The organism is Actinopolyspora mortivallis (assembly GCF_003001495.1).
In the GTDB taxonomy this organism is placed as follows: Bacteria; Actinomycetota; Actinomycetes; order Mycobacteriales; family Pseudonocardiaceae; genus Actinopolyspora; species Actinopolyspora mortivallis_A.
Genome location: NZ_PVSR01000004.1, coordinates 174855 through 199599, shown reverse-complemented (window position 1 = coordinate 199599; position 24745 = coordinate 174855). Strand labels below are relative to the sequence as shown.

General features: G+C 68.9%; 24 protein-coding genes. 18 read left to right on the top strand and 6 right to left on the bottom strand.

Going from position 1 to position 24745, the window contains the following annotated elements:
• The first annotated feature begins 72 nt into the window (after nucleotides 1-72).
• The 3 genes from CEP50_RS05850 to CEP50_RS05840 all read left to right on the top strand — a co-directional run bounded on the left by CEP50_RS05850 (nucleotide 73) and on the right by CEP50_RS05840 (nucleotide 3727).
• Complete coding sequence (locus tag CEP50_RS05850; RefSeq protein WP_106112882.1) at nucleotides 73-2325, top strand: polyribonucleotide nucleotidyltransferase; 2253 nt, start codon at nucleotides 73-75, stop codon at nucleotides 2323-2325.
• Nucleotides 2326-2492: 167 nt separating this feature from the next.
• Entirely contained in the window at nucleotides 2493-3242 is a 750-nt protein-coding gene (gene dapB, locus CEP50_RS05845) for a 4-hydroxy-tetrahydrodipicolinate reductase (RefSeq protein ID WP_258174885.1), read from the top strand.
• Nucleotides 3242-3727 (top strand): tetratricopeptide repeat protein, encoded by a 486-nt coding sequence (locus tag CEP50_RS05840; RefSeq protein WP_106112880.1) that lies wholly within the window; start codon nucleotides 3242-3244, stop codon nucleotides 3725-3727. The genes dapB and CEP50_RS05840 overlap by 1 nt, the downstream gene beginning before the upstream one ends.
• Before the next feature lie 28 nt (nucleotides 3728-3755).
• Here the strand turns inward: CEP50_RS05840 and CEP50_RS05835 are convergent, their stop codons facing one another.
• Entirely contained in the window at nucleotides 3756-4313 is a 558-nt protein-coding gene (locus CEP50_RS05835) for a GNAT family N-acetyltransferase (protein ID WP_106112879.1), read from the bottom strand.
• A 121-nt stretch (nucleotides 4314-4434) separates the two neighbouring features.
• Here CEP50_RS05835 and CEP50_RS05830 point away from each other — a divergent pair, with 121 nt between their 5' ends.
• Entirely contained in the window at nucleotides 4435-5643 is a 1209-nt protein-coding gene (locus CEP50_RS05830; protein WP_106112878.1) for a winged helix-turn-helix domain-containing protein, read from the top strand.
• 51 nt (nucleotides 5644-5694) lie between these two features.
• On the opposite strand, the gene CEP50_RS05825 is transcribed toward CEP50_RS05830, so the two are convergent.
• Both CEP50_RS05825 and CEP50_RS05820 read right to left on the bottom strand, forming a co-directional pair.
• Nucleotides 5695-6624: a DUF4097 family beta strand repeat-containing protein gene (locus CEP50_RS05825; RefSeq protein ID WP_106112877.1), complete on the bottom strand. Its 930-nt coding sequence runs from the start codon at nucleotides 6622-6624 to the stop codon at nucleotides 5695-5697.
• 30 nt (nucleotides 6625-6654) lie between these two features.
• Entirely contained in the window at nucleotides 6655-7203 is a 549-nt protein-coding gene (locus CEP50_RS05820; RefSeq protein WP_106112876.1) for a toxin-antitoxin system HicB family antitoxin, read from the bottom strand.
• A 261-nt stretch (nucleotides 7204-7464) separates the two neighbouring features.
• Here CEP50_RS05820 and thyX point away from each other — a divergent pair, with 261 nt between their 5' ends.
• From thyX to CEP50_RS05790, 6 genes are all read left to right on the top strand, one after another.
• Nucleotides 7465-8217 (top strand): FAD-dependent thymidylate synthase, encoded by a 753-nt coding sequence (gene thyX, locus CEP50_RS05815; protein WP_106112931.1) that lies wholly within the window; start codon nucleotides 7465-7467, stop codon nucleotides 8215-8217.
• A gap of 185 nt (nucleotides 8218-8402) precedes the next feature.
• On the top strand, nucleotides 8403-9029 hold the full coding sequence (locus CEP50_RS05810; protein WP_106112875.1) for a TIGR03085 family metal-binding protein: 627 nt from the start codon (nucleotides 8403-8405) through the stop codon (nucleotides 9027-9029).
• A 213-nt stretch (nucleotides 9030-9242) separates the two neighbouring features.
• Nucleotides 9243-10187 carry a 4-hydroxy-tetrahydrodipicolinate synthase gene (dapA, locus tag CEP50_RS05805; RefSeq protein ID WP_106112874.1) on the top strand — a complete coding sequence of 315 codons (945 nt, stop codon included), beginning with the start codon at nucleotides 9243-9245 and terminating at the stop codon, nucleotides 10185-10187.
• 92 nt (nucleotides 10188-10279) lie between these two features.
• Nucleotides 10280-11911 carry a ribonuclease J gene (locus CEP50_RS05800; protein WP_181188236.1) on the top strand — a complete coding sequence of 544 codons (1632 nt, stop codon included), beginning with the start codon at nucleotides 10280-10282 and terminating at the stop codon, nucleotides 11909-11911.
• A gap of 381 nt (nucleotides 11912-12292) precedes the next feature.
• A complete protein-coding gene (locus CEP50_RS05795) occupies nucleotides 12293-12532 on the top strand; it encodes a hypothetical protein (protein ID WP_026449105.1) in 240 nt (79 codons plus the stop codon).
• Nucleotides 12533-12945: 413 nt separating this feature from the next.
• Nucleotides 12946-15540 (top strand): FtsK/SpoIIIE family DNA translocase, encoded by a 2595-nt coding sequence (locus CEP50_RS05790; RefSeq protein WP_181188231.1) that lies wholly within the window; start codon nucleotides 12946-12948, stop codon nucleotides 15538-15540.
• Between the two features lie 10 nt (nucleotides 15541-15550).
• Here CEP50_RS05790 and CEP50_RS05785 read toward each other — a convergent pair whose 3' ends face one another.
• Together CEP50_RS05785 and CEP50_RS05780 are read right to left on the bottom strand one after the other, a co-directional pair.
• Nucleotides 15551-16066, bottom strand: coding sequence for a phospholipase (locus tag CEP50_RS05785; protein WP_106112872.1), 516 nt, complete (start codon nucleotides 16064-16066; stop codon nucleotides 15551-15553).
• Nucleotides 16067-16181: 115 nt separating this feature from the next.
• Nucleotides 16182-16715 (bottom strand): amino-acid N-acetyltransferase, encoded by a 534-nt coding sequence (locus CEP50_RS05780; RefSeq protein WP_106112871.1) that lies wholly within the window; start codon nucleotides 16713-16715, stop codon nucleotides 16182-16184.
• Nucleotides 16716-16968: 253 nt separating this feature from the next.
• On the opposite strand from CEP50_RS05780, the gene pgsA reads away from it, so the two are divergent.
• The 6 genes from pgsA to CEP50_RS05750 all read left to right on the top strand — a co-directional run bounded on the left by pgsA (nucleotide 16969) and on the right by CEP50_RS05750 (nucleotide 22209).
• Nucleotides 16969-17610: a CDP-diacylglycerol--glycerol-3-phosphate 3-phosphatidyltransferase gene (gene pgsA, locus CEP50_RS05775; protein WP_106112870.1), complete on the top strand. Its 642-nt coding sequence runs from the start codon at nucleotides 16969-16971 to the stop codon at nucleotides 17608-17610.
• Complete coding sequence (locus CEP50_RS05770; protein ID WP_106112869.1) at nucleotides 17610-18101, top strand: CinA family protein; 492 nt, start codon at nucleotides 17610-17612, stop codon at nucleotides 18099-18101. Before pgsA ends, CEP50_RS05770 begins: the two co-directional genes overlap by 1 nt.
• A 205-nt stretch (nucleotides 18102-18306) precedes the next feature.
• Complete coding sequence (locus CEP50_RS20750) at nucleotides 18307-18804, top strand: helix-turn-helix domain-containing protein (RefSeq protein ID WP_106112868.1); 498 nt, start codon at nucleotides 18307-18309, stop codon at nucleotides 18802-18804.
• A gap of 230 nt (nucleotides 18805-19034) precedes the next feature.
• On the top strand, nucleotides 19035-19853 hold the full coding sequence (locus tag CEP50_RS05760) for a PspA/IM30 family protein (RefSeq protein ID WP_106112867.1): 819 nt from the start codon (nucleotides 19035-19037) through the stop codon (nucleotides 19851-19853).
• Nucleotides 19854-19859: 6 nt separating this feature from the next.
• Nucleotides 19860-20735 carry a phage shock envelope stress response protein PspM gene (gene pspM / locus CEP50_RS05755; RefSeq protein WP_106112866.1) on the top strand — a complete coding sequence of 292 codons (876 nt, stop codon included), beginning with the start codon at nucleotides 19860-19862 and terminating at the stop codon, nucleotides 20733-20735.
• Between the two features lie 196 nt (nucleotides 20736-20931).
• Nucleotides 20932-22209, top strand: coding sequence for a uracil-xanthine permease family protein (locus tag CEP50_RS05750; protein WP_106112929.1), 1278 nt, complete (start codon nucleotides 20932-20934; stop codon nucleotides 22207-22209).
• Nucleotides 22210-22254: 45 nt separating this feature from the next.
• Here CEP50_RS05750 and CEP50_RS05745 read toward each other — a convergent pair whose 3' ends face one another.
• Nucleotides 22255-23085, bottom strand: a complete 831-nt coding sequence (locus tag CEP50_RS05745) for a ParA family protein (protein WP_106112865.1) — start codon at nucleotides 23083-23085, stop codon at nucleotides 22255-22257.
• Nucleotides 23086-23232: 147 nt separating this feature from the next.
• Here CEP50_RS05745 and CEP50_RS05740 point away from each other — a divergent pair, with 147 nt between their 5' ends.
• A complete protein-coding gene (locus CEP50_RS05740) occupies nucleotides 23233-23979 on the top strand; it encodes a class I SAM-dependent methyltransferase (protein WP_106112864.1) in 747 nt (248 codons plus the stop codon).
• A 182-nt stretch (nucleotides 23980-24161) separates the two neighbouring features.
• Nucleotides 24162-24560 carry a DUF3040 domain-containing protein gene (locus CEP50_RS05735; RefSeq protein ID WP_106112863.1) on the top strand — a complete coding sequence of 133 codons (399 nt, stop codon included), beginning with the start codon at nucleotides 24162-24164 and terminating at the stop codon, nucleotides 24558-24560.
• Nucleotides 24561-24745 lie beyond the last annotated feature (185 nt).

Here is a 24745-nt window from a genome sequence, read left to right as displayed (position 1 = left end):
GCCCCGTCGGACCACGCTGCGTGCGGTTGTTGTGGCCTCTGCGTTCCCGGCCCGTCGGACGAGGAGTACGACATGACCGAGGCACAGTCCTACGAGGACGGGGTCTACGAAAGCACCGCCGTACTGGACAACGGCGAGTTCGGCAAACGCACCGTCCGTTTCGAGACGGGCAAGCTGGCCAAGATGGCCGCGGGCAGCGTGGCCGCCTACCTGGACGACGGCACGATGCTGCTGTCGGCGACCACCGCCTCCAAACAGCCCAAGGAGAACCTGGACTTCTTCCCGCTGACCGTCGACGTCGAGGAACGCATGTACGCGGCCGGGCGGATCCCCGGTTCGTTCTTCCGGCGGGAGGGACGTCCCTCCACCGACGCCATCCTCACCTGCAGGCTGATCGACCGGCCGCTGCGGCCCACCTTCGTCGAGGGGCTGCGCAACGAGGTCCAGGTCGTGGTCACCGTCATGAGCCTCGACCCCGAGGACTCCTACGACGTGCTGGCCATCAACGGCGCCTCGGCGTCCACCCAGCTGTCCGGGCTGCCCTTCTCCGGGCCGATCGGCGGGACCCGCATGGGCCTGATCGACGGACAATGGGTCGCCTTCCCCACCCACGAGCAGCTCAAGCGCTCCGTGTTCAACATGGTCGTGGCCGGCAGGATCGTCGGTGACGACGTGGCGATCATGATGGTCGAGGCCGAGGGGACCGAGGAGAGCGCCGAGCTGATCGCCGCCGGAGCCCAGGCTCCCACCGAGGAAGTGGTGGCCGGTGGTCTGGAGGCCGCCAAGCCGTTCATCCGCACCCTGTGCGAGGCACAACAGCGGTTGGCCGAGACCGCTCCCCCCACCGAGGAGGAGTACCCGGTCTACCCGGAGTACGCCGAGGACGCCTACACCGCCGTGGAGCAGGCCGTTTCCTCCGAGCTCGCCGAGGCCCTGACCATCGGGGGCAAGCAGGAGCGCGAACAGCGGCTCGACGAGCTCAAGGAAGCCACCCTGCAACGCGTGGGCGTGGGTGAGGGCGAGGCCTTCGCCGGCAGGGAGAAGGAGATCGGTGCCGCGCTGAAAGCGCTGACCAAGAAACTGGTCCGTCAACGGATCATCCGGGACAAGGTGCGCATCGACGGTCGGGGACTCACCGACATCCGTCAGCTGTCCGCCGAGGTCGGTGTGGTTCCGCGGGCCCACGGTTCGGCGTTGTTCGAACGCGGCGAGACCCAGATCCTGGGGGTCTCGACGCTGAACATGCTCCGGCTGGAGCAGACGATCGACAGTCTCGGGCCGGACACCAGCAAGCGCTACATGCACCACTACAACTTCCCGCCCTACTCCACCGGGGAGACCGGAAGGGTCGGTACCCCGAAGCGGCGGGAGATCGGGCACGGTGCGCTCGCCGAACGTGCCCTGGTTCCGGTGCTTCCCAGCCGTGACGACTTCCCGTACGCGCTGCGACAGGTCTCCGAGGCACTGGGCTCCAACGGCTCGACCTCGATGGGCTCGGTGTGTGCCTCCACGTTGTCCCTGCTCAACGCCGGTGTTCCGTTGAAGGCTCCGGTCGCGGGTATCGCCATGGGGCTCGTGTCCGACGAGGTGGACGGTCAGACGCACTACGTCGCGCTGACCGACATCCTCGGGGCCGAGGACGCCTACGGCGACATGGACTTCAAGGTGGCCGGCACCAGGGAGTACATCACCGCCCTGCAGCTGGACACCAAGCTCGACGGCATTCCCTCCGAGGTGCTGGGCCAGGCGTTGTCCCAGGCCAGGGACGCCCGTTTCACCATCCTCGACGTGATGTCGCAGGCCATCGGGGAGCCGGACGAGATGAGTCCGCACGCCCCGAGGGTGACCGCGGTCAACGTTCCGGTGGACAAGATCGGTGAGGTCATCGGCCCGAAGGGCAAGATGATCAACACCATCACCGAGGAGACCGGTGCCGAGATCACCATCGAGGACGACGGGACGATCTACGTGGGAGCCTCGGACGGGCCCTCCGCCGAGGCGGCGATCGAGCGGATCAACGCCATCGCCAATCCGCAGCTGCCCAAGGTCGGCGAGAGGTTCCTGGGCACCGTGGTGAAGACGGCGGCCTTCGGGGCCTTCATCTCGCTGATGCCCGGCAAGGACGGCTTGGTTCACATCTCGAAGCTGGGCAACGGCAAGCGGATCGGCAAGGTCGAGGACGTCGTCAACGTCGGCGACAAGCTCCGCGTGGAGATCGCCGACATCGACAGCCGGGGCAAGATCAGCCTCGTGCCGGTCGACGAGGACGCCGACTCCGGCGATGCCGGCAAGGACACGGCCCAGAGCGAGACCGAGAAGCAGTGAGGCACGCAGGCGCTACCTGCTGACCCGAGCGCGGCGGCCCTTCCGAACTCCCGGGAGGGCCGCCCGTTTCTCGCGGCCCCGGGGACGGGGGGACGGGAGGTCGCCGTGGAGAATCGGGGCGACAGCGTGTCCCGGACACGGCAGGAAGCCTGGAGGGAGTCGAACCGGTGGAGCCGATCAGGGTCGGAGTGCTCGGAGCGCACGGCAGGATGGGAAGCGAGGCCGTTCGTGCGGTGAACGAGGCTCCGGACACCGAACTGGTCGCCGAGGTCACACGTGGGGACCCACTGCGGGAACTGTCCGACTCGGGGGCGCGGGTGGCCGTCGACCTGACTCACCCGGACTCGGTGATGGACAACCTGGCCTACTGCGTGGAGAACGGTGTTCACGCGGTGGTCGGCACCAGCGGGATCGGCGAACCCGAGCTGGAGACCCTGCGCGGCTGGCTGGGTGAACGGCCGACGACGGGGGTGATCGTCGTGCCGAACTTCGCCATCGGGGCGGTGCTGTCGATGAGGTTCGCCGAGATCGCCGCCAGGCACTTCGAGTCTGCGGAGATCGTGGAGATGCACCATCCCCGCAAGGCCGACGCTCCCTCGGGAACGGCGGCCCGGACCGCACACGTGGTCTCGCGGGCGCGTGAGGCCGCCGAGCTGCCCCCGATGCCCGACGCCACCACCAGGGACCCGGACGGGGCCCGGGGGGCGAACGTGGACGGGGTGCCGGTGCACGCGGTCCGGATGGCCGGGTTGGTCGCCCACCAGCAGGTGCTGTTCGGCACCGAGGGGGAGACGCTGTCGATACGACACGACTCCCACGACCGCCGCTCGTTCATGCCGGGGCTGTTGCTGGCCGTCCGTGAGGTCGGGAAACGCCCCGGGGTGACCGTGGGCCTGGATCCCCTGCTGGGGCTGTGATGGCCGAGAACGGTTCACGTTCCCGTTGGTTCGGTCCGCGTTTCTCGGCCCTGCTGGTCGCGGTGATCCTGCTCGGCTACCTGGTTCTGATGGGCAGCCGAGCGCTCACGATGCTGCTCAGCGGCAAACCCGTGGTGATGCTGCTGGGAGCGGCCGTGCTCGTGCTGCCGATCCTCGGAGCGGTGCTGGTGGTCGACCAGCTTCGTTTCGGGATGAGCACGCAGCGCCTCGCCGCGAGGCTGGCCGAGGAGGGACGGCTGCCGGACCACTCGCACCTGCCGCTGCGTCCCTCCGGACGCGTCCGACGCGACGCCGCCGACGCCTGGTTCGAGCAGAAGCGGGCCGAACTCGAGGAGACCCCTCGGGACTGGCGGGCCTGGTACGCCCTGGCACAGGCCTACGACCTGGCCGGTGACCGCAACCGGGGCAGGAAGGCCATGCGTAAGGCCATCGACCTGGAGCGGTGCGAGGGCACGGAAACCTGATCGCGGAACACACCTCCGGTGAGAGCCCTCAGGCCAACCGCAGGTCCAGCCCTCCGGTCAGCCTCAGCTCCCGCACCGGACGTCCCCCGGCGTCGAGAGTGCGGACCGTCCCGTCCGGTTCCCACCCGATCCCCCGGTAGAAGGACATGGAGGCCTCGTCGGCTTCCGGGATCCAGGTGATCGCTCTGGTGAGACCCTCCGCGCGCAGACGTTCGGCCAGATGCCAGAGCAGTCTGCCCCCGTGACCGCGTCGCCCCCACCTGGGTTCGACGAGCAGAGCACTGACCAGGCCCACGGTGTCCGCGTCCTCCGGAACACCTCCGTGGGCGTCGGCCGACTCGCCGCCGGGAGCCTTCCCTCCGGCGCAGAACCCCACGGGCCAGCCACCCTCGAGGGCGAGCAGGACGGTGGAGGAGTCCTCGCCGATGGCCTCGGCCCACTGGCGTTCGGTGTCGTCCGGGTCCAGCCTCTCCAACACCTCGTCGGGAAGGATCCCGCCGTAGGAGGTGCGCCACGTGCTCAGCTGGATGCGGCCGATCTCCGCGGCGTCGGCGGGGACGGCGGTCCGTACTTCGGCTTCTGCCATGGGCGACAACCTAACGTGTCCCCGTGGCGGCGCGAGGTCGTCTCCCCGGTTCTCCGGGCCACCGGAACTGACTCGTCCCGGGTGTCGGGTGACGATGGCATGATCGGGGCCCGTGCGGACCATGAGCTCGGCGGAGGCGCGCAGGACCGCGCTGGCCGCCCAGGGATTCACCGACGCTTCGGTTTCCGGCGTCCCGGATCGCAGACAACTGCGTCGGGTGCTGGCCCGGACCGGTCTCTTCCAACTCGACTCGGTCAGTGTGGCGGTTCGCGCCCACTACATGCCGCTGTTCAGCAGACTCGGCCCCTACGACAGGGACCTGCTGGACTCGGCCGCCTGGAACCCCACCCGAAGGCGTCCCAGGATGCTGGTGGAGTACTGGGCCCACGAGGCCTCGTTGCTGCCGGTCGCGGACTGGCCGCTGCTGCGCTGGAGGATGCGGGAGCTCGGCGATCCCCGGCGGCGTGGCAACCGCGAACTGCTGGAACGTTCCCCCACGCTGCCGGACGAGATACTCACGGCGGTCAAGGAGGCGGGACCGCTCAGCGCGGGTGCGCTGGAACGCGAACTCGGCGGTGGAAGCCGGGCCGGCAAGGGGGTGTGGTGGAACCGTTCGGACACCAAACGTGCCTGCGAGCTGCTTTTCGCCGCGGGTGAGCTGACCACGGCCACCCGTCGCGGGTTCGAACGCCTCTACGACCTGCCGGAGCGGGTGTTGCCCCCGGAGGTGCTCGCCGAGGAACCCGGCGCGGAGGAAGCGAGCCTGCACCTGGTCTCGCGTGCCGCACGGGCCCAGGGCGTGGCCACGGAACCGGACCTGCGCGACTACTACCGTCTGTCCGCGCGACGTTCCCAGGACGCCGTCTCCGAGCTGGTCGAGCGGGGCGAACTGGAGCCGGTCCGGGTGCGCGGGTGGTCGGAACAGGCCTACCTGCACCGTGGTGCGCGTACTCCGCGCTCGGTGCGTGCCCGGGCGTTGCTGTCCCCCTTCGACCCCCTGGTCTGGTACCGCCCCAGGGCGGAACGCGTCTTCGGCTTCCACTACCGGCTCGAGATCTACGTCCCACGGCAGCACCGGAGACACGGCTACTACGTGTTCCCCTTCCTGTTGGACGACGGGTTGGTGGCCCGGGTGGACCTCAAGGCCGACCGGAAGTCCGGACAGCTGTGGGTTCCCGGTGCCTTCGCCGAACCGGGGGTGGACACGGGCAGGGTGGCCCGTGAGCTGGCCGCCGCGCTCCGTGAGGTGGCCGGATGGCTGGGGCTGCACCGGGTCCGGGTGGGACAGCGAGGTGATCTCGCTCCCGTGCTGCGTGCACTGTGTGACTAGCGGATCGTGTCGGTGTTTTCGCGGGTGGGGCGGGGAAGGGCGGGGTCCGAGTCACAGCGCCGGTGTGAGCAGTGCCCGTCCGCTTCCGGTACGTCCGAACACGTGCAGCCGGGGCGGCTCGGAGGGTGGCTCGTCGTCGACATCGAGTTCACTGGCCACGCTACCGGTGGAGGAGACGAGATCCACCTCGGCGTGCACTCCCGCGCCGACGGCGACCTGAATCTCCCCTGATCCGGTGATCAGTTCCACCCGGCCCGCCGTCGCCTCCGCCACGGCGATGCCACCGCTGCCGGAACGTACCAGCAGATCGTCGCGGACCCGCCCCAGCCACACGCTTCCGCTGCCGGTCACCACGGAGGACGCCGCTTCGACGGCGGCGATCTCCACGGGGCCGCTGCCGGTGCGAGCCTGCACCCCGGCGTGCATCTCGCCGAGCCGTATGCGCCCCGACCCGGTACGCACCGTGGTGGTACCCGTGGCCTGCCCGGCCTCCACGGTTCCGGAACCGCTCTGCAGGCTCGTCCGCCCGGCACGTCCGGTCACCCGGATTCCTCCCGGTCCGGTGTGGATGTTCACCCGTGAACCCGCCGGGGCCCGCACCAGCACCGTGAGGGGAACGGCGCGCAGGGGCACGGTGGTCGGCGGGTGCACGGCCAGTCGGTGGCCGTTCATGTCGATCCGGGTCGTGCGGACCGCTTCGGCGGCGGTCTCGGAGACACGGTCGCTCTCACCGCCGTTGCCCGTTCCGAGACCGCTCTCGTTGATCTGCTCGCTGACCCAGCTCAACAACGCGCCGAGACCGCCGCGCCAGTCGGGATAGCCGTGCTTGGGTTCGTGGCGCACCTCGACACGGACGACCTCGGTCTCGACCAGCTCCACCTCCACCGGACCCACCCCGTTGCTCAGTTCCAGCTCCACCGGCCCCGGAGCCGGGAACTCGCGGACACGGGACTCCTCCGCTGCATCCGTTCGTTCGGCCATTTCCGGTCTCCTCACCCGTTCTCGGGGGGCTCAGCCCCGCACCCAGCCGTGGATCCGGGACTCCGCGGCCGCGGAGTCCTCCGGGGCCTCTCCCGCTGTCGAGGCGCCCTCCCGTTCCGGGGGGCGGTCCCAGGGGCCCCGGGGCCGGTTCCCGTGCAGCGCCGACTGGACCGCCCTGGCCAGCCAGGCGTTCAGGGACATCCCCTGGGAGGAGGCCGCCTGTTCGGCCTGACCCTTGATCTCGTTCAGCAGGCGCAGTGTGATTCTGCTGATGTCCCCGCTCTCGTTGCCCCGGGGCGGTGGCGGGGACTCCTCCTCGGCCTCGGTCCGGGAACGCGCCGGGTGGCTGACCACGGCACGTACGTCCCTGCCCTCGAGACGCAGGTCGACGACCCGCCCGTCCAGTTGGGTGGTCACTTCGGCGGCGAAGTCGGAGAGCGCGTTCATCAACGTCAGCCGCGCCGCCGGTTCCAGGGCGGCGGTGAGCAGGGTGGCCGCGTGTCGGGTGTCCTCGTCCCCCGTGGAGGCGGCCGAGGTGAGGTCCTCGCGCAGCTGGTCGATGTAGGCACTCAGATCCATGACGTCACTATGACGTCTCGCTGGTGTCGGAACAAGGACGTGGTTTCCACCTCTCCGGAAGGGGTTCGACCTCACCGGGCACGCGTCTCACCCACGGCCAGGTGTTTTCGGGTCCCGCGTGTCCGCCGCCCGCGGTGTGGAGGGTTAGGGTGTGACCTCGGGACGGTGGCCATCTCGCCCGGTGGGCGTCAGCCCCGTCATCAGGGGAGTCAGTGCCGGAGAACAGCCGGCTTCAGCATGCTGGAAAGGGGTTCGCCCGTCGTGACCGAGATCGTTCCGCCGAAAGTACGGCTGATCGGCAAGACCGAGTTCTTCCCCCCGGAGGACGTGGACTGGTCGACGGATGCCGACGGTGGCCAGGCGCTGGCGGAGTTCGCCGGTCGCGCCTGCTACCAGTCCTGGAGCAAACCCAATCCCGCCACGGCGACCAACGCGGGATACCTGGCTCACATCATGGAGGTCGGCCACCTGTCCGTGCTCGAACACGGGACGGTGACCTTCTACATCAGCGGTGTCTCCCGGTCGCTCACCCACGAGCTCATCCGACACCGTCACTTCTCCTACTCGCAGTTGTCCCAGCGTTACGTTCCCGAGCGGGACGCGGGGATGGTGGAGCCTGAGGTGATCGCCGAGGACCCCGAGCTGCACGAGAAGTTCCTCGCCGCGACTCGGGCCAGTCTGGACGCCTACAACGATCTCCAACAGGCGTTGCAGGACAAGTTCGCCGACGAGCCCAAGGCCACGTTGCGGCGGAAACAGGCCAGGCAGGCCGCCCGGTCGGTGCTGCCCAACGCCACCGAGACCAGGATCGTGGTCACCGGCAACTACCGCGCCTGGCGGCACTTCGTCGCGATGCGCGCCAGCGAACACGCCGACGTGGAGATCCGCGCGTTGGCGGTCGAGTGCCTTCGTCAGCTCCAGAAGGTGGCACCGAACGTCTTCGGGGACTTCGAGATCACCGAGCTGCGGGACGGTACCGAGGTGGCCTCCAGTCCGTACGTCACGGAGGGCTGAGCCACCGGCCCCGGTGGGGGGACGCGGCACTCCGCGGGGTTCGACGGGGGACGCGGCCGGTCGACGACCGTGTCCCCCGGCGTCCCGAGGGGTGGTGCGGTCGTCTCCTTCCCGCCTCGGACGGTCGTGATCGTTTTCGGTGCGCCGTCGACGACCCCTCGGTCGGTCGGGGCTAGAGTGCGGGCATGGGTGTGGCCAACGACGAACGTCAGCAGTTGTGTGATCTTTTCGACCAGGTGGGCCCGGAGGCTCCGACGCTGTGCGAGGGATGGTCCACGCGTGATCTCGCGGTGCACCTGGTGATGCGCGAACACCGCCCGGACGCCTTCGGCGGTCGCCTGTTCCGGAAACTGGCCGATCGCGGTGAACGCATCCGGGCCGAGCTCGCCCAGCTGTCCTGGGGTGAGCTCATCGACAGGGTGCGCCAGGGGCCCCCGAAGTGGAACCCGCTCGGTCTCTCCGCCGTGGACGAGGCGGTCAACGGTGCCGAGTTCTTCGTGCACCACGAGGACGTGCGCCGTGCTCGGCCCGACTGGCAGCCCCGTCCGGAGGATCCGGATCGGGCGGAGGTGCTCTGGAAGGCCCTGTCGCGCACCGCCAGGTACTTCTACGGGCGCAGCCCGGTCGGGGTGGTGCTGCGTCGGGAGGACGGCTACGAGATCGCTGCCCGGAACGGGCCGCGCACCGTGCGGATCCTCGGTCCCTCCGAGGAGCTGCTGCTGCACGCCTTCGGGCGCAAACCCGTACGGGTGCGTGTCGAGGGGAACGAGGCGGACGTGGTCGCGGTGGAGGACCTGCGCCGCGGCCTCTGAACTCACGGACGCGTGCGGCGTTCCCCACATTCGGGTGTGATGTGAAACACTGTTCGCGCGGGTGGAAGAATCGGTGCGTGTCCGGTTCGACACCGGAACAACGCCGGGTGGCGGGCGGGAGCGTGATGATGTTTCCGCCGGACGTCTCCCGGCGTGCTCGGTGGTTCGAGGCGGTCACGCCGGACGGTTTCCTCGGAGGTAGCGTCAACAGCCATGACCGTGTGCCCCACAGCTACCGAAGGTCGTCCGTTCGGACGAGTTCTCACGGCGATGGTGACCCCCTTCGACGCGGAGGGGAGGCTGGATCTCGACCACGCCCAGCAGCTGGCCTCGTACCTGGTGGACCGGGCCGGAAACGACGGGCTGGTCGTCAACGGCACGACCGGGGAGAGCCCGACCACGAGCGACGAGGAGAAGGAACGTCTGCTGCGTGCGGTCTCCGAGGCGGTCGGTGACCGGGCCACGGTGGTGGCGGGCGTGGGAACCAACGACACCGCGCACTCCGTGGAACTCGCCCGCGGCGCGGAGAAGGCCGGGGCGCACGGGCTGCTGGTGGTGACTCCGTACTACTCGAAACCTCCTCAGGAGGGGTTGTACACGCACTTCACCACCGTCGCCGACGCCACGGAACTGCCGGTGATGCTCTACGACATCCCGCCGCGTTCGGTGGTGCCGATCCAGGTCGACACCCTGAAGCGTCTCGCCGAGCATCCTCGGATCAGGGCCGTCAAGGACTCCAAGCACGACCTGCAGGCGGGCACCGAGGTGATGGCCGACTCCGATCTGGCCTACTACTCCGGTGAGGACCCGCTGAACCTGCCGTGGTTGTCGGTCGGGGCGGTCGGTTTCGTCAGCGTGATCGCCCACGTGGTCGGGGACCGGCTGCGTCGGATGCTGGACGCCCACGAGGCGGGCGAGGTGTCCACGGCACGCGAGATCAACCGCGGGTTGCTGCCGGTGTACCGTGCCATGAGCTCCGTGGGTGGGGTCGTGTTCGCCAAGACGGCCATGCGGCTGTGCGGCTACGAGACCGGCCAGCCCCGCCTGCCGCTTCCCTCCGCCACCGAGGAGCAGGTACGCGTCATCACCAGTGATCTGTGGGATGCTGGTCTGGTCCTGGTCAATCCCGATTCGGCAACCGAGGTGACACCGCGTTGACAACACGCGCAACGTCGACCGAGAAGTACCCCCTGGCACCGACTTCGGCGAGTCCGGCGCCCCCACCGTTGCAGGAGGGGGGCCTACGAGTCATGGCACTCGGCGGGATCGGCGAGATCGGTCGGAACATGACCGTCTTCGAATACGACGGTCGGTTGTTGGTGGTCGACTGCGGCGTGTTGTTTCCGGAGGACGACGCGCCGGGGGTTGATCTGATCCTGCCCGACTTCGGCCCGATCGAGGACCGGCTGGACGAGGTCGAGGCCGTGGTGCTCACGCACGGCCACGAGGACCACATCGGCGCGGTGCCCTTCCTGCTGAGGCTGCGTCCGGACCTGCCGGTGGTGGGATCCACCTTCACCCTGGCCCTGCTGGCCGCCAAGTGCCAGGAGCACCGGTTGGATCCCCAGCTGATCGAGGTCGCCGAGGGTCAGCGCAGCAAGCACGGAGTTTTCGACCTGGAGTTCTTCGCGGTCAACCATTCGATCCCGGACGCGTTGGCGGTCGCGATCAGGACCCCGGCCGGGACCGTCCTGCACACCGGGGACATCAAGCTGGACCAGCTCCCGCTGGACGGGAGGCTGACCGATCTGGCCGGTTTCGCCCGGATGGGTGCCGAGGGCGTGGACCTCTTCCTCGTGGACTCCACCAACGCCGAGGTTCCGGGGTACGTCACCCCCGAGCGGGAGATCGGCCCGGTTCTGGACTCGGTGATAGGGCGGGCGACCCAACGTGTGATCGTGGCCTGCTTCGCCAGTCACGTGCATCGTGTTCAGCAGGTCCTGGACGTGGCGGCGGCCTACGACCGGAAGGTGTGCCTGGTCGGCCGGTCCATGGTGCGGAACATGGGGATAGCCGCCGAGCACGGCATTCTCCGCGTTCCCGAGGGGCTGCTGGTCAGTCTGGAGGAGGCGCTGGAGATGCCGGCCGAGTCGGTCGTGTTCGTCTCGACCGGTTCGCAGGGGGAGCCGTTGTCCGCGCTGTCCCGGATGGCCCGCGGGGAACACAAGCAGATCAGCATCCGGCAGGGGGACACGGTCATCCTGGCCAGCTCGATGATCCCCGGCAACGAGACCGCCGTCTTCGGTGTGGTCAACGGTCTGGTCCGGCTCGGCGCCGAGGTGGTGCACCAGGGAAGCGCCAAGGTGCACGTTTCCGGGCACGCCTCGGCGGGCGAGCTGTTGTACCTGTACAACGCGGTGCGTCCCGGCAACGTCATGCCTTTGCACGGGGAGTGGCGTCATCTGCGGGCCAACGCCGAGTTGGCGAGGCTGACCGGTGTGCCCGCCGACCGGGTGGTGATCGCCGAGGACGGGGTCGTGGTGGACCTGGTCGACGGGATCGCCGACGTCGCGGGAAGGGTGGAGGTCGGTCACGTCTACGTGGACGGTCTCTCGGTCGGTGACGTCGGCGAGTCGACGTTGTCGGACCGTCTCGTGCTGGGGGAGGGAGGATTCATCTCGATCACCGTCGCGGTCGATTCGGTGACGGGGCGTGCCGTTTCCTCTCCCACGGTGTCCGGGCGCGGTTTCTCGGACGATCCCAAGGCGCTCGACGAGGTGGTCCCGCTGGTGGAGATGGAACTCTCGCGGACGGAGTCGGAGGGCATCACCGACACGCACCGCATCGCGCAGGCGGTGCGTCGGACCGTGGGCAAGTGGGTCGCCGACACCTACCGGCGACGTCCGATGATCGTTCCGAACGTGCTGCCGGTGACGTCCTGAACGCGTCCGAACCGTTCGGCGGGTCGGGATCGCCGGGCTCACCCGCGGCCGACGCCGCGGGTGTTCCGGGAAAACGTGGTGACCGGCTCCTCCGCTCTCGGAAAACCCGCGACGGGCAGAAGTTGTCGCGGAGAGGGGATACCTACTTTCACCTGTTCAGGTGATAAAGGATGCTCTCCGCCCGAGGTGCTTTGTGTACGGACTGTTTTTGTATACCCGATCGTGTGGTGTTGATATCTCGATGGTGTGAGTGCGCGCGCTTGTTTGGACCACTGGTGCCATCGTGAAAACAGCCGGTCGACGGAAAGCTTTCGCGGAAGGTTTCCCGCTTCCGCGCGTCGTTCCGGTGTTCACCACAGTCAAACAGATTGGGGTCCGATCGTGCGTAAATCGCTTCGCTTCCTCGCGGCGTCCGCCGCTACGGCCGGATTGATGGCAGTCGGTTCTCCCGCACTGGCCGACAGTTACGACAACGACGGCATCAACATCCTCAACGACAACAACGTGAGCTTGGTGCCCATTCAGCTCTGTGGCAACAACGCCGCGGTGCTCGGCATCGTCGCGCCGATCGGATCACCGCAGTACACCCAGTGCGTCAACGCGCCGATCGTGGATTACTGAGGTGACACGGCGGTGGAGGCGCGGTGGTCCGGGGAGACCGCGCCTCCACCGTGAACACGATGTGGCTCGTGTCCGGGTGTGGGTGTGGCCGACGTGAGGCGTGCGATTCCTGCTGTGGGACTCGCCTCGCGCGCGGGGAGGGGCGTCGGCCGCGCCGAACCGGGTGAACTCCCGGTCCGTGCTGACGGGGTGGTACGGACGGAGTGCACCCACATCCAGGGCACCCGGCCACATCGGAAAGAGGGGGAGCGTTCGGCGCCGCACCGAGGTGCGGCGCCGAACGCTGTGTTGACCGGCCCCGCCGCGCGACGAAAACCGGTTCCTCCCGGATCGGGCACCCTCGCCGAGAACACCGCGGCACTCCTCGTCGACTGGTGTTACACGACCAACGGAGCACCGATACCGTGTTGAACATGGCCAGCGGCACGACGAACAAGGGCTCGGCGGGAGCAGGGGGCAAGGGCACGCGAGGTCGTTCGTCCGGTTCGGGCACGAAGAAGTCCGGATCAGCTGCCTCCACGTCCTCCGGGACCGGATCGAGGGGCGGGAAATCCCCGGCCACGAGGAAGAAAACGGACTCCTCGGCCCGCACCTCCCGTTCACGTGGCTCCGCGTCGAAGAAGCCGGCCGGGCGGGGGACGGCGAAGCGCTCCTCCGGGGGAGGTGCCTCGGCGGGCTCGGACCTCGGACGCGGACTGGCCCGGGCCACGGGAAGTGTCCTGCGCGCGTTGGGCAGGACCCGGGAGTTGGACCCCGCTCACCGGCGGGACGGGATCGCGCTCGTGCTCTTGGCGCTGGCCGTGGTGACCGCTGCCGGGGCGTGGTGGCACGCCGGTGGTCCGGTGGGGCAGTGGCTGGACTGGTCGCTGCGCTCGGTCGTCGGTTCGGCCGTGTTGGTGCTGCCGCTGGTGCTGTTCGGGGTGGCTGTGCTGCTCATGCGCACCGAACACAACCCGCAGGCGCGCCCCAGGATGGTGCTCGGGACCGCGCTGCTGCTGTTCGCCGCACTCGGCGTGGTGCACATCGGTGCGGGAGCTCCCCGCGAGGCCGAGCAGTGGCCACGGGCCGCCGGTGTGGTCGGCTACGTCGCGGGAGGGCCCCTGTCCAGGGGGCTGACCGGTGTGGTGGCGGTCGCGGTGCTGGTGCTGGTTTCGGCCTTCGCCGTGCTGCTGTTGACCGGGACGGCGGTACGCGACGTCCCGGCGCGTCTCCGCGCGCTCGCCCAGCCGGAGGAACCGTCCTCGGAAGACACCACCGAGCTCGCCCCCTCCGATCCGGACAGTGCAGGGCGGCGTCGTCCGGCGAGGAAACGACAGGCCGCGACGTCCGGACAGGACGCGGAGCACTCCCCTGCCCCCACCGACGGGAAACCCGCCGTCTCGGCCACGGTGGAACGGACGGAGGGCGAACCCTCATCGGCGGCCGCCACGACGAAGTCCGCCCCGAGTGCCGCCGCCGAGGAACGTTCGGTGCCGGAGGAACCCCAACAGCTCACGATCAGCCGCACCGTCGAGGGGGACTACCGGCTTCCCCCGCTGGACGCCCTGCAGGAGGGGGATCCGCCCAAACGGCACAGCAAGGCCAACGGCGCGATGATCGAGGCGATCACCGGCGTGTTGCAGCAGTTCCGGATCGACGCCGAGGTGACCGGGTTCGTGCGGGGACCGACGGTCACCCGCTACGAGGTGGAACTGGGGCCGGGCGTGAAGGTCGAGAAGATCACCGCGTTGACCAAGAACATCGCCTACGCGGTGGCCAACGACAACGTCCGGTTGCTCGCTCCCATACCGGGCAAGTCGGCGGTCGGGATAGAGGTCCCCAACAGTGACCGCGAGATGGTCCGGCTCGGCGACGTGCTGCGTTCGAGCCAGGCGGCCAACGACACCCACCCCTTGGTCATGGGTCTGGGCAAGGACATCGAGGGGCGGATGGTCACGGCGAACCTCTCGAAGATGCCGCACCTGCTGTGTGCCGGCTCCACCGGTTCCGGCAAGTCGAGTTTCGTCAACTCGCTGCTGGTGTCCCTGCTGGCCAGGGCGACCCCGGACGAGGTCCGGATGATCCTCGTCGACCCGAAGATGGTGGAACTGACCCCCTACGAGGGGATTCCGCACCTGATCACCCCCATCATCACCGAGCCCAAGAAGGCGGCCTCGGCCCTGGGGTGGTTGGTCGAGGAGATGGAGCAGCGCTATCAGGACATGCAGGCCAGCAGGGTGCGTCACATCGACGACTTCAACGCCAAGGTGCGTTCCGGGGAGATCACCACGCCGCCGGGCAGTGAGCGGGAGTACCGTCCCTATCCCTATATTCTCGCGATCGTCGACGAGTTGGCCGACCTCATGATGACCGCTCCCCGGGACGTGGAGGACGCGGTGGTGCGCATCACCCAGAAGGCCCGGGCGGCGGGTATTCACCTGGTACTGGCCACACAGCGTCCCTCGGTGGACGTGGTCACCGGACTGATCAAGACGAACGTGCCCTCGCGGCTGGCCTTCGCCACTTCCTCGTTGACGGACTCGCGCGTGATCCTCGACCAGGCGGGAGCGGAGAACCTGATCGGTATGGGCGACGCCCTCTACCTGCCCATGGGGGGAGCGCGTCCGACCCGTGTGCAGGGCTCCTTCGTCAGTGACGAGGAGATCAACCGCGTGGTCGGTTACACCAAGGAACAGGCCGAGCCGGATTACGCGGACGGGGTCACCTCGACCAAGACGGGGCAACAGCGCGAGGTGGACTCCGACATCGGGGACGACCTGGACGTGTTGTTGCAGGCCGCCGAGCTGGTGATCACCAGCCAGTTCGGTTCCACCTCGATGTTGCAGCGCAAGCTGCGCGTCGGTTTCGCCAAGGCGGGAAGGCTGATGGACCTTCTCGAATCCAGGGGTGTGGTCGCCGCCTCCGAGGGATCCAAGGCCAGGGAGGTGCTGATCAAACCGGAGGAGCTGGACAGTGCGCTGAGCGCCATCCGGGGTGGCCCGGCTCCGGACGACCCCGAAGGGCAGTGACCTTCGGGGACTAGTCGCTCACGGAGTCCTTCGCGGAGGACAGCGCCTTCTCCACCGCCTCAGCCGTGCTCCGGCTCTGACCTCCGAACTGCCGTACGGCGAGGTAGTAGAGGTCCGCGGCCCGTTCGCAGAGCGCCTCACCCGCGCAGCTGGAGTACATGTCGGCGCGGAAGTTGTCGTCGATGGCACGTCGGTTCTGCTCGGTGAACCGTCCCTGTTTCTTGTAGTTGCGGTAGCCGAAGTCGTGTCGTTGGCAGCTGGCGGTGAATTCGTATCCGAGGGGTTCGTCGGGGGAGTAGGAGCACGCGTCGGAGGACCAGTCCAGCTCGTCCCGGTGTGGACGTTCGCTCCGGACGTGCACGAACTCCTCCAGGGTGATCTCGAAAAGGTAGTGGTCGGTGAGCGCACGTGGGTCCTGGCCGGTGGTCGCCGCCTGCGCGGTGGTGGTTCCGCCGAGCAGGGCCGCGCACAGGGTGGTCAGCACTGTCAGGCGCAGGCGCCCGTGGGGTCTCTTCCCGAAGGACACGAGATTGCTCCTGTGGGTGGACGATCCGGTTCCGGATCAGTCTTACCGTGTCGAGCAAGCGCTCGCTTGGTGCGTTCGGGTGGTGTTGTGTTCTCTTTTCCACGGGCGGGACCGCTCAGTCCTCCAGTCGCAGCAGCATCCGCGTGTTGCCCAACGTGTTCGGTTTCACGTAGGGAAGGTCGAGGAACTCGGCGACGCCGGTGTCGGCGGAGCGACGCATCTCCGCGTACACCTCGGGGGTGACGGGGGTGCCCGTGATCGGCTCGAAGCCGTGCCTGGCGAAGAACTCGGTCTCGAAAGTCAGCACGAACAGTTTGGGCAGCCCCAGGTCCCTGGCCAGGTCGATCAGCCGACGCACCATGCGGTGCCCGACTCCGTGGCCGCGTACGGTCGGTGAGACCGCGATGGTGCGCAGCTCCCCGAGGTCCTCCCAGAGCACGTGCAGGGCTCCACATCCGACGATGTCGGTGGAACCGTCGCCGAGGTCCTGTTCGGCCACCCAGAACTCCTGGACGTTCTCGTAGAGGGTGACGAGGTCCTTTTCCAGCAGCACCTGTCCGGCGTAGGTGTCCACCAGCCGCTTGATGGCCCGGACGTCGACGATACGAGCGCGCCGTATCTTTATCCCGGATGACGCATAGTCATGCATATCTTGATTTTACCCGACCCGCCTGGGAACCGAGGCGCAGGACGGTTCGGCGGCCGAAAGCCACATCCCGTGGCGGAGACGGTGCCCGCTTTCCCCGGAGGGCCGCGTACCCTGCATCCTGCCGGGGAGCGGATCGGCGGTCCGCCGTTCGGGGGCTCGTGGTGCCCGCAGTGGACGGCACGGAGGCGATCGCCGACCCTGGAGACGAGGCAGTGCGGGACACCCGTGTGCGGCAACGGTGCGAGGAGTTGTCATGACGGCGGAGAGCGCGGCATCCGATCGGGCCGCTTCCGGAGGCGGCGGTGCCGACGGAGCCGAGAGAGGTGCTCCCCTGGTCAACATAGCCAACGCGCTGACCGCCTCGCGACTGGTCCTCGTGCCGGTCTTCCTCGTGGCGCTGTTCTGGGGCGGAGGCCAGGAGCCGCTCTGGCGCTGGTTGGCCACGGGAGTGTTCCTGCTCGCCTCGGTGACCGATCGGATCGACGGGGAACTGGCGCGCCGGCGGGGGCTGGTCACCGATTTCGGCAAGATCGCCGACCCGCTCGCGGACAAGGCGCTCACCGGGGCGGCGTTGCTCGGGCTGAGTGCCCTGGGAGAGCTCCCCTGGTGGGTGAGCGGAGTGATCGTTTTCCGGGAGCTTCTGGTCACCCTGTTGCGCTTCTGGGTGATCCGCCACGGGGTCATTCCCGCCACCCGGGGCGGCAAGCTCAAGACCCTGCTGCAGACGGTGGCCGTGGGGCTGTACCTTCTGCCGCTCGGTGCGGCCCTCGATCCGTTGGAGTGGGTGGTCATGGGAGGAGCCGTCCTCGTGACCGTGGCCACGGGGGTGGACTACGCCGCGCGTGCCGTCCGGCTCAGGGTGGCGGGACCACCGACACGGGACGGACGGAGCTGATGAGCCCGGAATGGCTGACCGAGCAGCATCGACGGGTCGCCGAGATCCTGGCGCTGCTGCGGAGCTCCGGGCGGACCGTGGCCACGGCCGAGTCACTGACCGGCGGACTGGTCGGTGTGCTGTTGACCGAGGTGAGCGGAGCCAGCGCGGTGGTGCGCGGCGGGTTGGTGGTGTATTCCACCGCCTTGAAGCACGAGCTCGCCGGGGTCGACGCCGAGCTGCTCGCCACCCGGGGTGCGGTCGATCCGCTGGTGGCCGAACAGCTCGCCGAGGGGGCCCGCACGCGTTGCGGGGCCGACTGGGGCATCGGCCTGACCGGTGTGGCCGGGCCGGAGCCCCAGGACGGCAGGGAGCCGGGAACGGTGTTCCTCGGTTTCTCCGGCCCCGAGGGGAGGTGGGTGCGTACGGCCCGGCTTTCCGGGGGACGTCACGAGGTCAGGGAAGCGGCGGCGGCCGTGGCGCTGGAACATTTCGGGTCGTTGTTGCGTTGACCGGAACGAGACCGAGGGGATGTGCGGCGATGACGCGCCTCTTCCCGTCCCGTGGGATATTGGTGGTGTGAGACTCCGTCTTTCGGTTGAGAAACGTTCGCCCTCGGCGGACTCGTGAGGAACGAGACGTACTTTGGTGTCGCGTTGAGTAGTGTGGGGCGTTGACGCGTCGCGCAAGATGTAGGCGACGGAATGGAGGCGCGCGATGACCGTGTTGTTGCGGGAGGCGGTCGGGGAACGACTGCGCCGCGCGCGGGCCGCTCAGTCCCGCACCCTGCGGGAGGTTTCGCGCGCGGCCCGGGTGAGTCTCGGCTACCTGTCCGAGGTGGAACGTGGCCGTAAGGAGGCGTCGAGCGAACTGCTCGGCTCGATCTGTGATGCCCTGGATCTTCCGCTGCCCGAGCTGCTCGTGACCGTGGCCGGTGACCTGGACTCCCCGGAGCGGATGGTGGCCCCTTCGGTGGTGGAGCAGACCGCCCCGGCGGACCTCGAGGGTGGTCGGTTGGTGCCCAGCCTGATCGATTCCGAGCTCGCCGAGGCCGGGATGCCCGAGGAGGAACCGGAGGTCGTCCCGGCGTGCTCCGACGGTTCGGACCCGGCCGCCGAGGACGCGGAGCAGCAGGACCGCCGGCTGCAACCCATGCTCAGCCAGCGGATAAATCCGCCGGACCGGACTTCCAACGGGGTGGTTGTGGCCGCTTGAGGACGAGGCGGCCCCGCGGGTTCCGCGGTTGTCCGGAATCCCGCGGGGCTTGGTGGAACTCCTCCGATCGAGCTGACACGATGGGAGGAAACGCCAGAGTCGGTGTTCGGTTGCGGTGTGTGGCGTGTTGGGTTCGACGGCGCGCGGGCTCCCCGTCACCGACGCCGTTCTCCGGCGACCCGAGTTCTCGGTGTGGGCGCAACCGGTAGGACAGAAAGCAGGCGGAGGAGATGGCCAACCCGTTCGTGAAGTTCTGGAAGTACCTCATGGCGTCGTTCTCGTCCAAGGTCGACGAGCACGCGGACCCGAAGGTACAGATCCAGCAGGCCATCGAGGAAGCTCAGCGGCAGCACCAAGCGCTGTCGCAGCAGGCCGCCTCGGTCATCGGGAACCAGCGGCAGCTGGAGATGAAGCTCAACAGGCAGCTCAACGAGGTCGAAAAGCTGCAGAACTCGGCCAAGCAGGCGGTGAACATGGCCGACCAGGCTCGTGCCGAGGGGGACGAGGCGAAGGCCCAGCAGTACGAGGAGACCGCTCAGCAGCTCGCCAGTCAGCTCGTCACCGCCGAACAGAGCGTCGAGGACCTCAAGACCCTGCACGACCAGTCGCTGCAAGCTGCCGACCAGGCGAAACAGGCCGTGGAACGCAACGCGCAGATGTTGCAGCAGAAGATCGCCGAGCGGACCAAGCTGCTCAGCCAGCTGGAGCAGGCGAAGATGCAGGAACAGGTCGCCGGTTCGTTGCGTCAGATGAACGACATGGCCGCCCCCGGCAACACCCCCTCGCTCGACGAGGTCCGGGAGAAGATCGAGCAGCGCTACACCACCGCGCTCGGTCAGGCCGATCTGGCCCAGAACAGCGTGCAGGGCCGGATGATGGAGGTCCAGCAGGCGGCCACGGACTCGGCCGGGGCCAGCAGGCTCGCCCAGATCCGGGCTTCCATGGGAACGGAGACCCGCAAGCAGATAACCGGGGACGACACGCAGCAGGGGGGCACCCCTGCTCCGCAGCAACAGCAGCGACAGAATCCGCAGTCCGACCAGGCGTGACCCCCCGTGGACAGGCGGAACTACGGTCCCGGTGACTGGGGGAAGTACGCACTGGAACAGTTGCGTGGTCCGGTGGCCGACGACATCAGGAACCGCCTCGCCGCTTGGCGGGATCCCCGTGCGCGTCTGTTGCGGCGGAGGAGACGCGCCAAGCGGTTGACCGTGGGCGGCGGGGCCGCCACCGGCGTGTTCGGTGGTGGTGCCTACCTGGCCTACGCGCCGCAGAGCCTCGGATGGTCTCCCGCCCCACCGGTGGAGACCCTGCTCGACCTGAGCTCCTTCGGCCTGGGGGGAATGGCGCTGGCCGCCGGGGTCGGGACTCTCGGCGCGCTGCGGAGGTATCGCAGACTCAAACGCACTCCCCTGCCGGAGGCCTCTCCCCGTCCGGCCCGGCTGCCCGCCTCCGGATCGGTGGCCCGGCAGCCCATGAGACGCCTGCGGGAGGCCGAGACCGACCTGCGGGATTCGCTGAACCGGTTGGCCGAGACGCTCGGTTACGAGGACGAGTCGGTGGCCGATGCGCGTTCCACGGCCGCCTCCGTCGCCGGGGAGCTGCGTACGCTGGCCGAGCGTCTGGAGGCGGTGGAAAGCACCGTCGAGCACGCTCCCGGAGAGCAGCGTGCGGATCTGGAGGCGGACGTCCGTCGGATGCGTGCGGAGCTCGATGAGGGGATCGAGCGGTACGGCGCGTTGGTGGCCGCCGCGGGCAGGGCGGTGGCCGCGAGCCGGAACGATCCGTCCGAGCACCGCCTCCAGGAGGCGACGGACCGCCTGGCCGGGCTGTCCGAGGGACTGCGGGAGCTGAACGGGGAGGAGTACCGCCCCGACCGGCGTCGGGATCCCGGCCGGCCCCGCGCCGAGGGGGAGGAGCCCCCGGGGTAGCTCTCGGGGGGCGTCGACGACAACCCACGGGTTCCCCGTCCGTCTCCCGGAGGAGGGGGTCCGGTGTTCCGCGAAGCGTCCGGCGTTCCGGAGCCGGATCCGCTGCGGGAAGAGATCAAGTGTTGTGAAATAGTGATCTTCGCGGTTGTTGTTTCCCGGATTCCTCCGATCCGACGTGGCACACGGGGAGGACGATGTGGCTTTGTGGGCCGTGCACGGCAACGGTCGACAACCGCCGGACGGCGTGGACGTGGCTACGGACGAACGGCTCAGCTGGCCGCTGACCGTCGGCATGGGGGTCCAGCACCTGTTCGCCCTGTTCGGGGCGACCGTGCTGGTTCCACGCCTCACCGGCCTGCCCGTCTCGACCACACTGCTGGCCTCCGGCGCGGGTACTCTGCTCTTCCTGGTGCTGACCCGTAACCGGGTTCCCGCCTGCCTCGGAGCCTCCCTCGCTTTCGTCGTTCCGCTGGGAGCGGCCGCGGAACGTTCCGGAGCCGGGCCCAGCGCCCTGGTGGGCGGCATCGTGATGGTCGGTCTGCTGGTGACCGCTGTGGGGGTCGCGGTCAAGGCGCTGGGGGTGCGGTTGCTGGAAACCGCCATGCCCCCGGTGGTGACCGGAGGTGTGGTCGTGCTGGTCGGTTTCGGAATGGCCGGGCACTCGGTCGACTCCTTCGAGAGCGGTCCCACGAGTGCGGCGGTGACCATGGCGGTCATCCTGCTGCTGGCGCTGACGGGGCGTGGTCTGTTGGTCCGCGGCTGTGTACTGATCGGTATCGGGGCCGGATGGCTCCACGCGGCCCTGAGCGGGGCACTGCCGGCGGCGCGGGTGGCCGAGTTGCACGGGGCGGCCTGGATCGGCCCGCCCGAACTGCTCACGCCGCAACTGCACCTGTCCGTGGCACCTTTCGTGGTTCCCCTGGTGATCGTCGTGGTGGCCCACCAGGCCGGGATCGTCAAGGCCGTGGCGGCCGCCAGCGGCAGGGAGTTGGACGGCAGCGTCGGCGACGCGCTGATCGGCGGTGGACTCGCCACCACCCTGTCCGGCTCGGTGGGTGGCTCGGGGCTGATCGGCTACGCCGAGAACACGGGTGTACTGGCGCTCACCAGGGTGTATTCCACGGCGGCCTGTCTGGTCGCGGCTCTCACGGCGATGTCGTTGGCGTTCTCTCCGAAGCTCACGGCGCTGTTGGACACCGTTCCGCTCGGAGTGGTCGGTGCCGCTTCGATGGTGCTGCTCGGCACGGTCGTACTGATCGGGGTGCGTATCTGGACGCACGCTCGGGTGGACTTCACCGACCCCCTCAACCTGGCCGTGGTGGGCACCACCCTGGTGGCGGGAGCGGGGGACCTGACCCTCACCGTCGGCGACGTCCGTCTGGACGGTCTCGTCTGGGGGCCGTTGGTGCTGGTGCTGCTACACCCCATGCTGTCCGCGCTGGCCGGCAGGGTGCGGAGCTCCCCGGACCGGTGAGGTCCCGACGGACGGGAGCTGTCCGGTCCGGTCGGGACGAGGACCTCACTCCCACTCGTCGTCGGTCTCGTCCTCCTCCGCGACCGACCGGGAGCGACCGGCCCGGAGCGTCCTGGCCAGCAGCAGGTTGAACGCCAGCGCGACCTCCCGCGCACCCGGGGTCCCCCACTGGTGGATGGGGACACAGGCGCCCTGGGCCTGCTGCACGGCCAAGCGGTCGGGAAGGGCCACCGGCATGACCAGGGGGCCGAAGATGTCCCTGAGCTCCTCGACACGGAACTGGTGTTCCTGGGAGCGGGCTCGGATCCGGTTGACCACCACTCCCAGCGGTTGCAGCCGTGGGTTGTTGGCCGTGCGTTCGGCCTGCACCGCTTCGAAGGCGCGTTGCACACCGGAAACGGCGAAGATCGTCGGTTCGGTGACCAGCAGGGCCCTGTCCGCCGCGATCAGTGCCGAACGGGTCAGTCTCCCGAGGGAGGGAGGGCAGTCGAGCAGGACCAACTGGTACGGGGGACCCTCCTCGTCGTGGGGCAGTTCCGCGAGGGCCTCGGTGAGCGTCCCGAGACCGTTCTCCACGTCCTCCCGCCGCCCGTTGTGGATCTCGGCGTCCTCCGATCCCACGAGCACGTCCACGTCCTCTCCCCAGGAGCTGGCAGCGATCGCTCGCGTGACCGTGTCCGCGGTGGGGTTCGCCAGCACGTCGCTCAGCCCCGCCGTGGTCGCCTCGGGCTCCAACGAGGCCGTCGCGTTGCACTGCGGGTCCAGGTCGACCACCAGAGTGCGGGCGCCCTTGCGCATGGCCGCCGAGGCCAACCCGAGTACCACAGTCGTCTTTCCCACGCCGCCCTTGAGGCTCAGTACCGCCACCGTGTGCACGCCCGTAGCCTACGGACTCCGCCAACACCCCTGCGTCCTCGCCGGGTGTTTCGGGACCGGTTCCCTGCCGGGCCCGGGTTCCGGTGGGGTGCTTCGGCGGGGAATCCGGATGTCGTGCCGCCCGGGGGCGCGGATTACGCTGCCCCCATGAAGTCCGACGCCGTGCACCGGGTGCTGGAGAACGAGTTGGCCCAAGCGCGCCACCGACGTGGCGGTGTCCCCGAGGTTCTCGACGTGGGGGGTGGCAGCGGGGTGTGGGCGGTGCCGCTCGCCGTGGCTGGATGTTCGGTCACCGTTGTCGACCCGAGTCCCAACGCGTTGGCGACGTTGCAGAGGCGGGCCGCCGACGCCGGGGTAGGGGATCGTGTGTCGGCCGTGCAGGGTGACACCGACGCGCTTCGTTCCGCGGCTCCCTCCGGAGGAGCCGATCTCGTGCTCGGCCACGGGCTGCTGGAGTACGTGGACGACGTCACCGTGTCGCTGCGGGAACTGGTGGGTGCCGCGGCTGTCGGGGGCGCTGTCTCGGTGCTGGTGACCAACAGGTACGCGGCGGTTCTCGGGCGAGCGCTCACCGGGAAGGTGTCCGAGGCGCTGCGGCTGTTCAACGACCCGGACGGACGTGTGGGCGGGCCCTCCGGGGAGACGGTGCGCCGTCGGTTCGACACCGAGCTGCTGCGCAGGATGCTCGACGACTCGGGGCTCGCCGTGGAGCTGATCCAGGGGCAGGGTGTGGTGAGTGACCTGGTCCCCGGGTCCGTGCTGGAAGCCACGCCGGGGGCCTGGGACGCCTTGGAGGGATTGGAGACGGCCGCCGCCGCTCACCCCCCGCTGCGGGACATAGCCACCCGGCTGCACGCTCTCGCGCGTGTTTCCGGCGGTCACACGACGCAGTGAGGAATACCTCTACGGGATGATGTTGAGCGGTTATTATCGAAACAGGGGCGGGACCGGGTAGTCGTCTCGTCGATGGGCCCGTATCCTCGGATACGACGCCCCCATAAGCGTTCACCGGAGCTTCGTGAAACGGAGTGATTGGGGCTTCGGTGACACGGACCCAGTGTGCCGGAGGAGGAGCCATGCCACTCTCCGAGCACGAGCAGCGAATGCTCGACCAGATCGAGCGCGCGCTCTACGCCGAGGACCCCAAGTTCGCCTCCAACGTGAGTGGAGGGGGATTGCATCGCCCCTCCAGGCGCCGCCGTTTCCAGGGCGGTGCCGTGTTCGTGTTGGGGCTGATCCTGTTGGTGCTCGGTGTGGTGATTCCGGTCACCGCGGCCGGGATACCCATTGTGAGCGTGGTCGGCTTCCTCGTGATGTTCGGTGGAGCAGTGATCGTCCTGTTCGGGATGCGCGGCAGTGCGGAGGATCCCGGTAAGCAGGAGGGCTCGGGAGGATCGTCCGGTGCGAAACGCAGGAGCGGGAACTCCCTGACCCAGCGTATGGAGGATCGCTTCCGCAAGCGTTTCGAGCAGTGACGAGTGACCGGCCGGTGTACGCGAAAAGAGGCATCGGCGGGGTGATGCGCCCGGACTGAGTCGGTCCGGGCGCTTCAGGCCGCTCTCCGGAGAAGGTTCTCTCCTCCGAGGGGCTGTGGTGGGCCGTCCGTGTGGGTCGACGGCTCACCCGTCGAGGTCGTGCTCCGGTATCCAGGGGCGGTCAG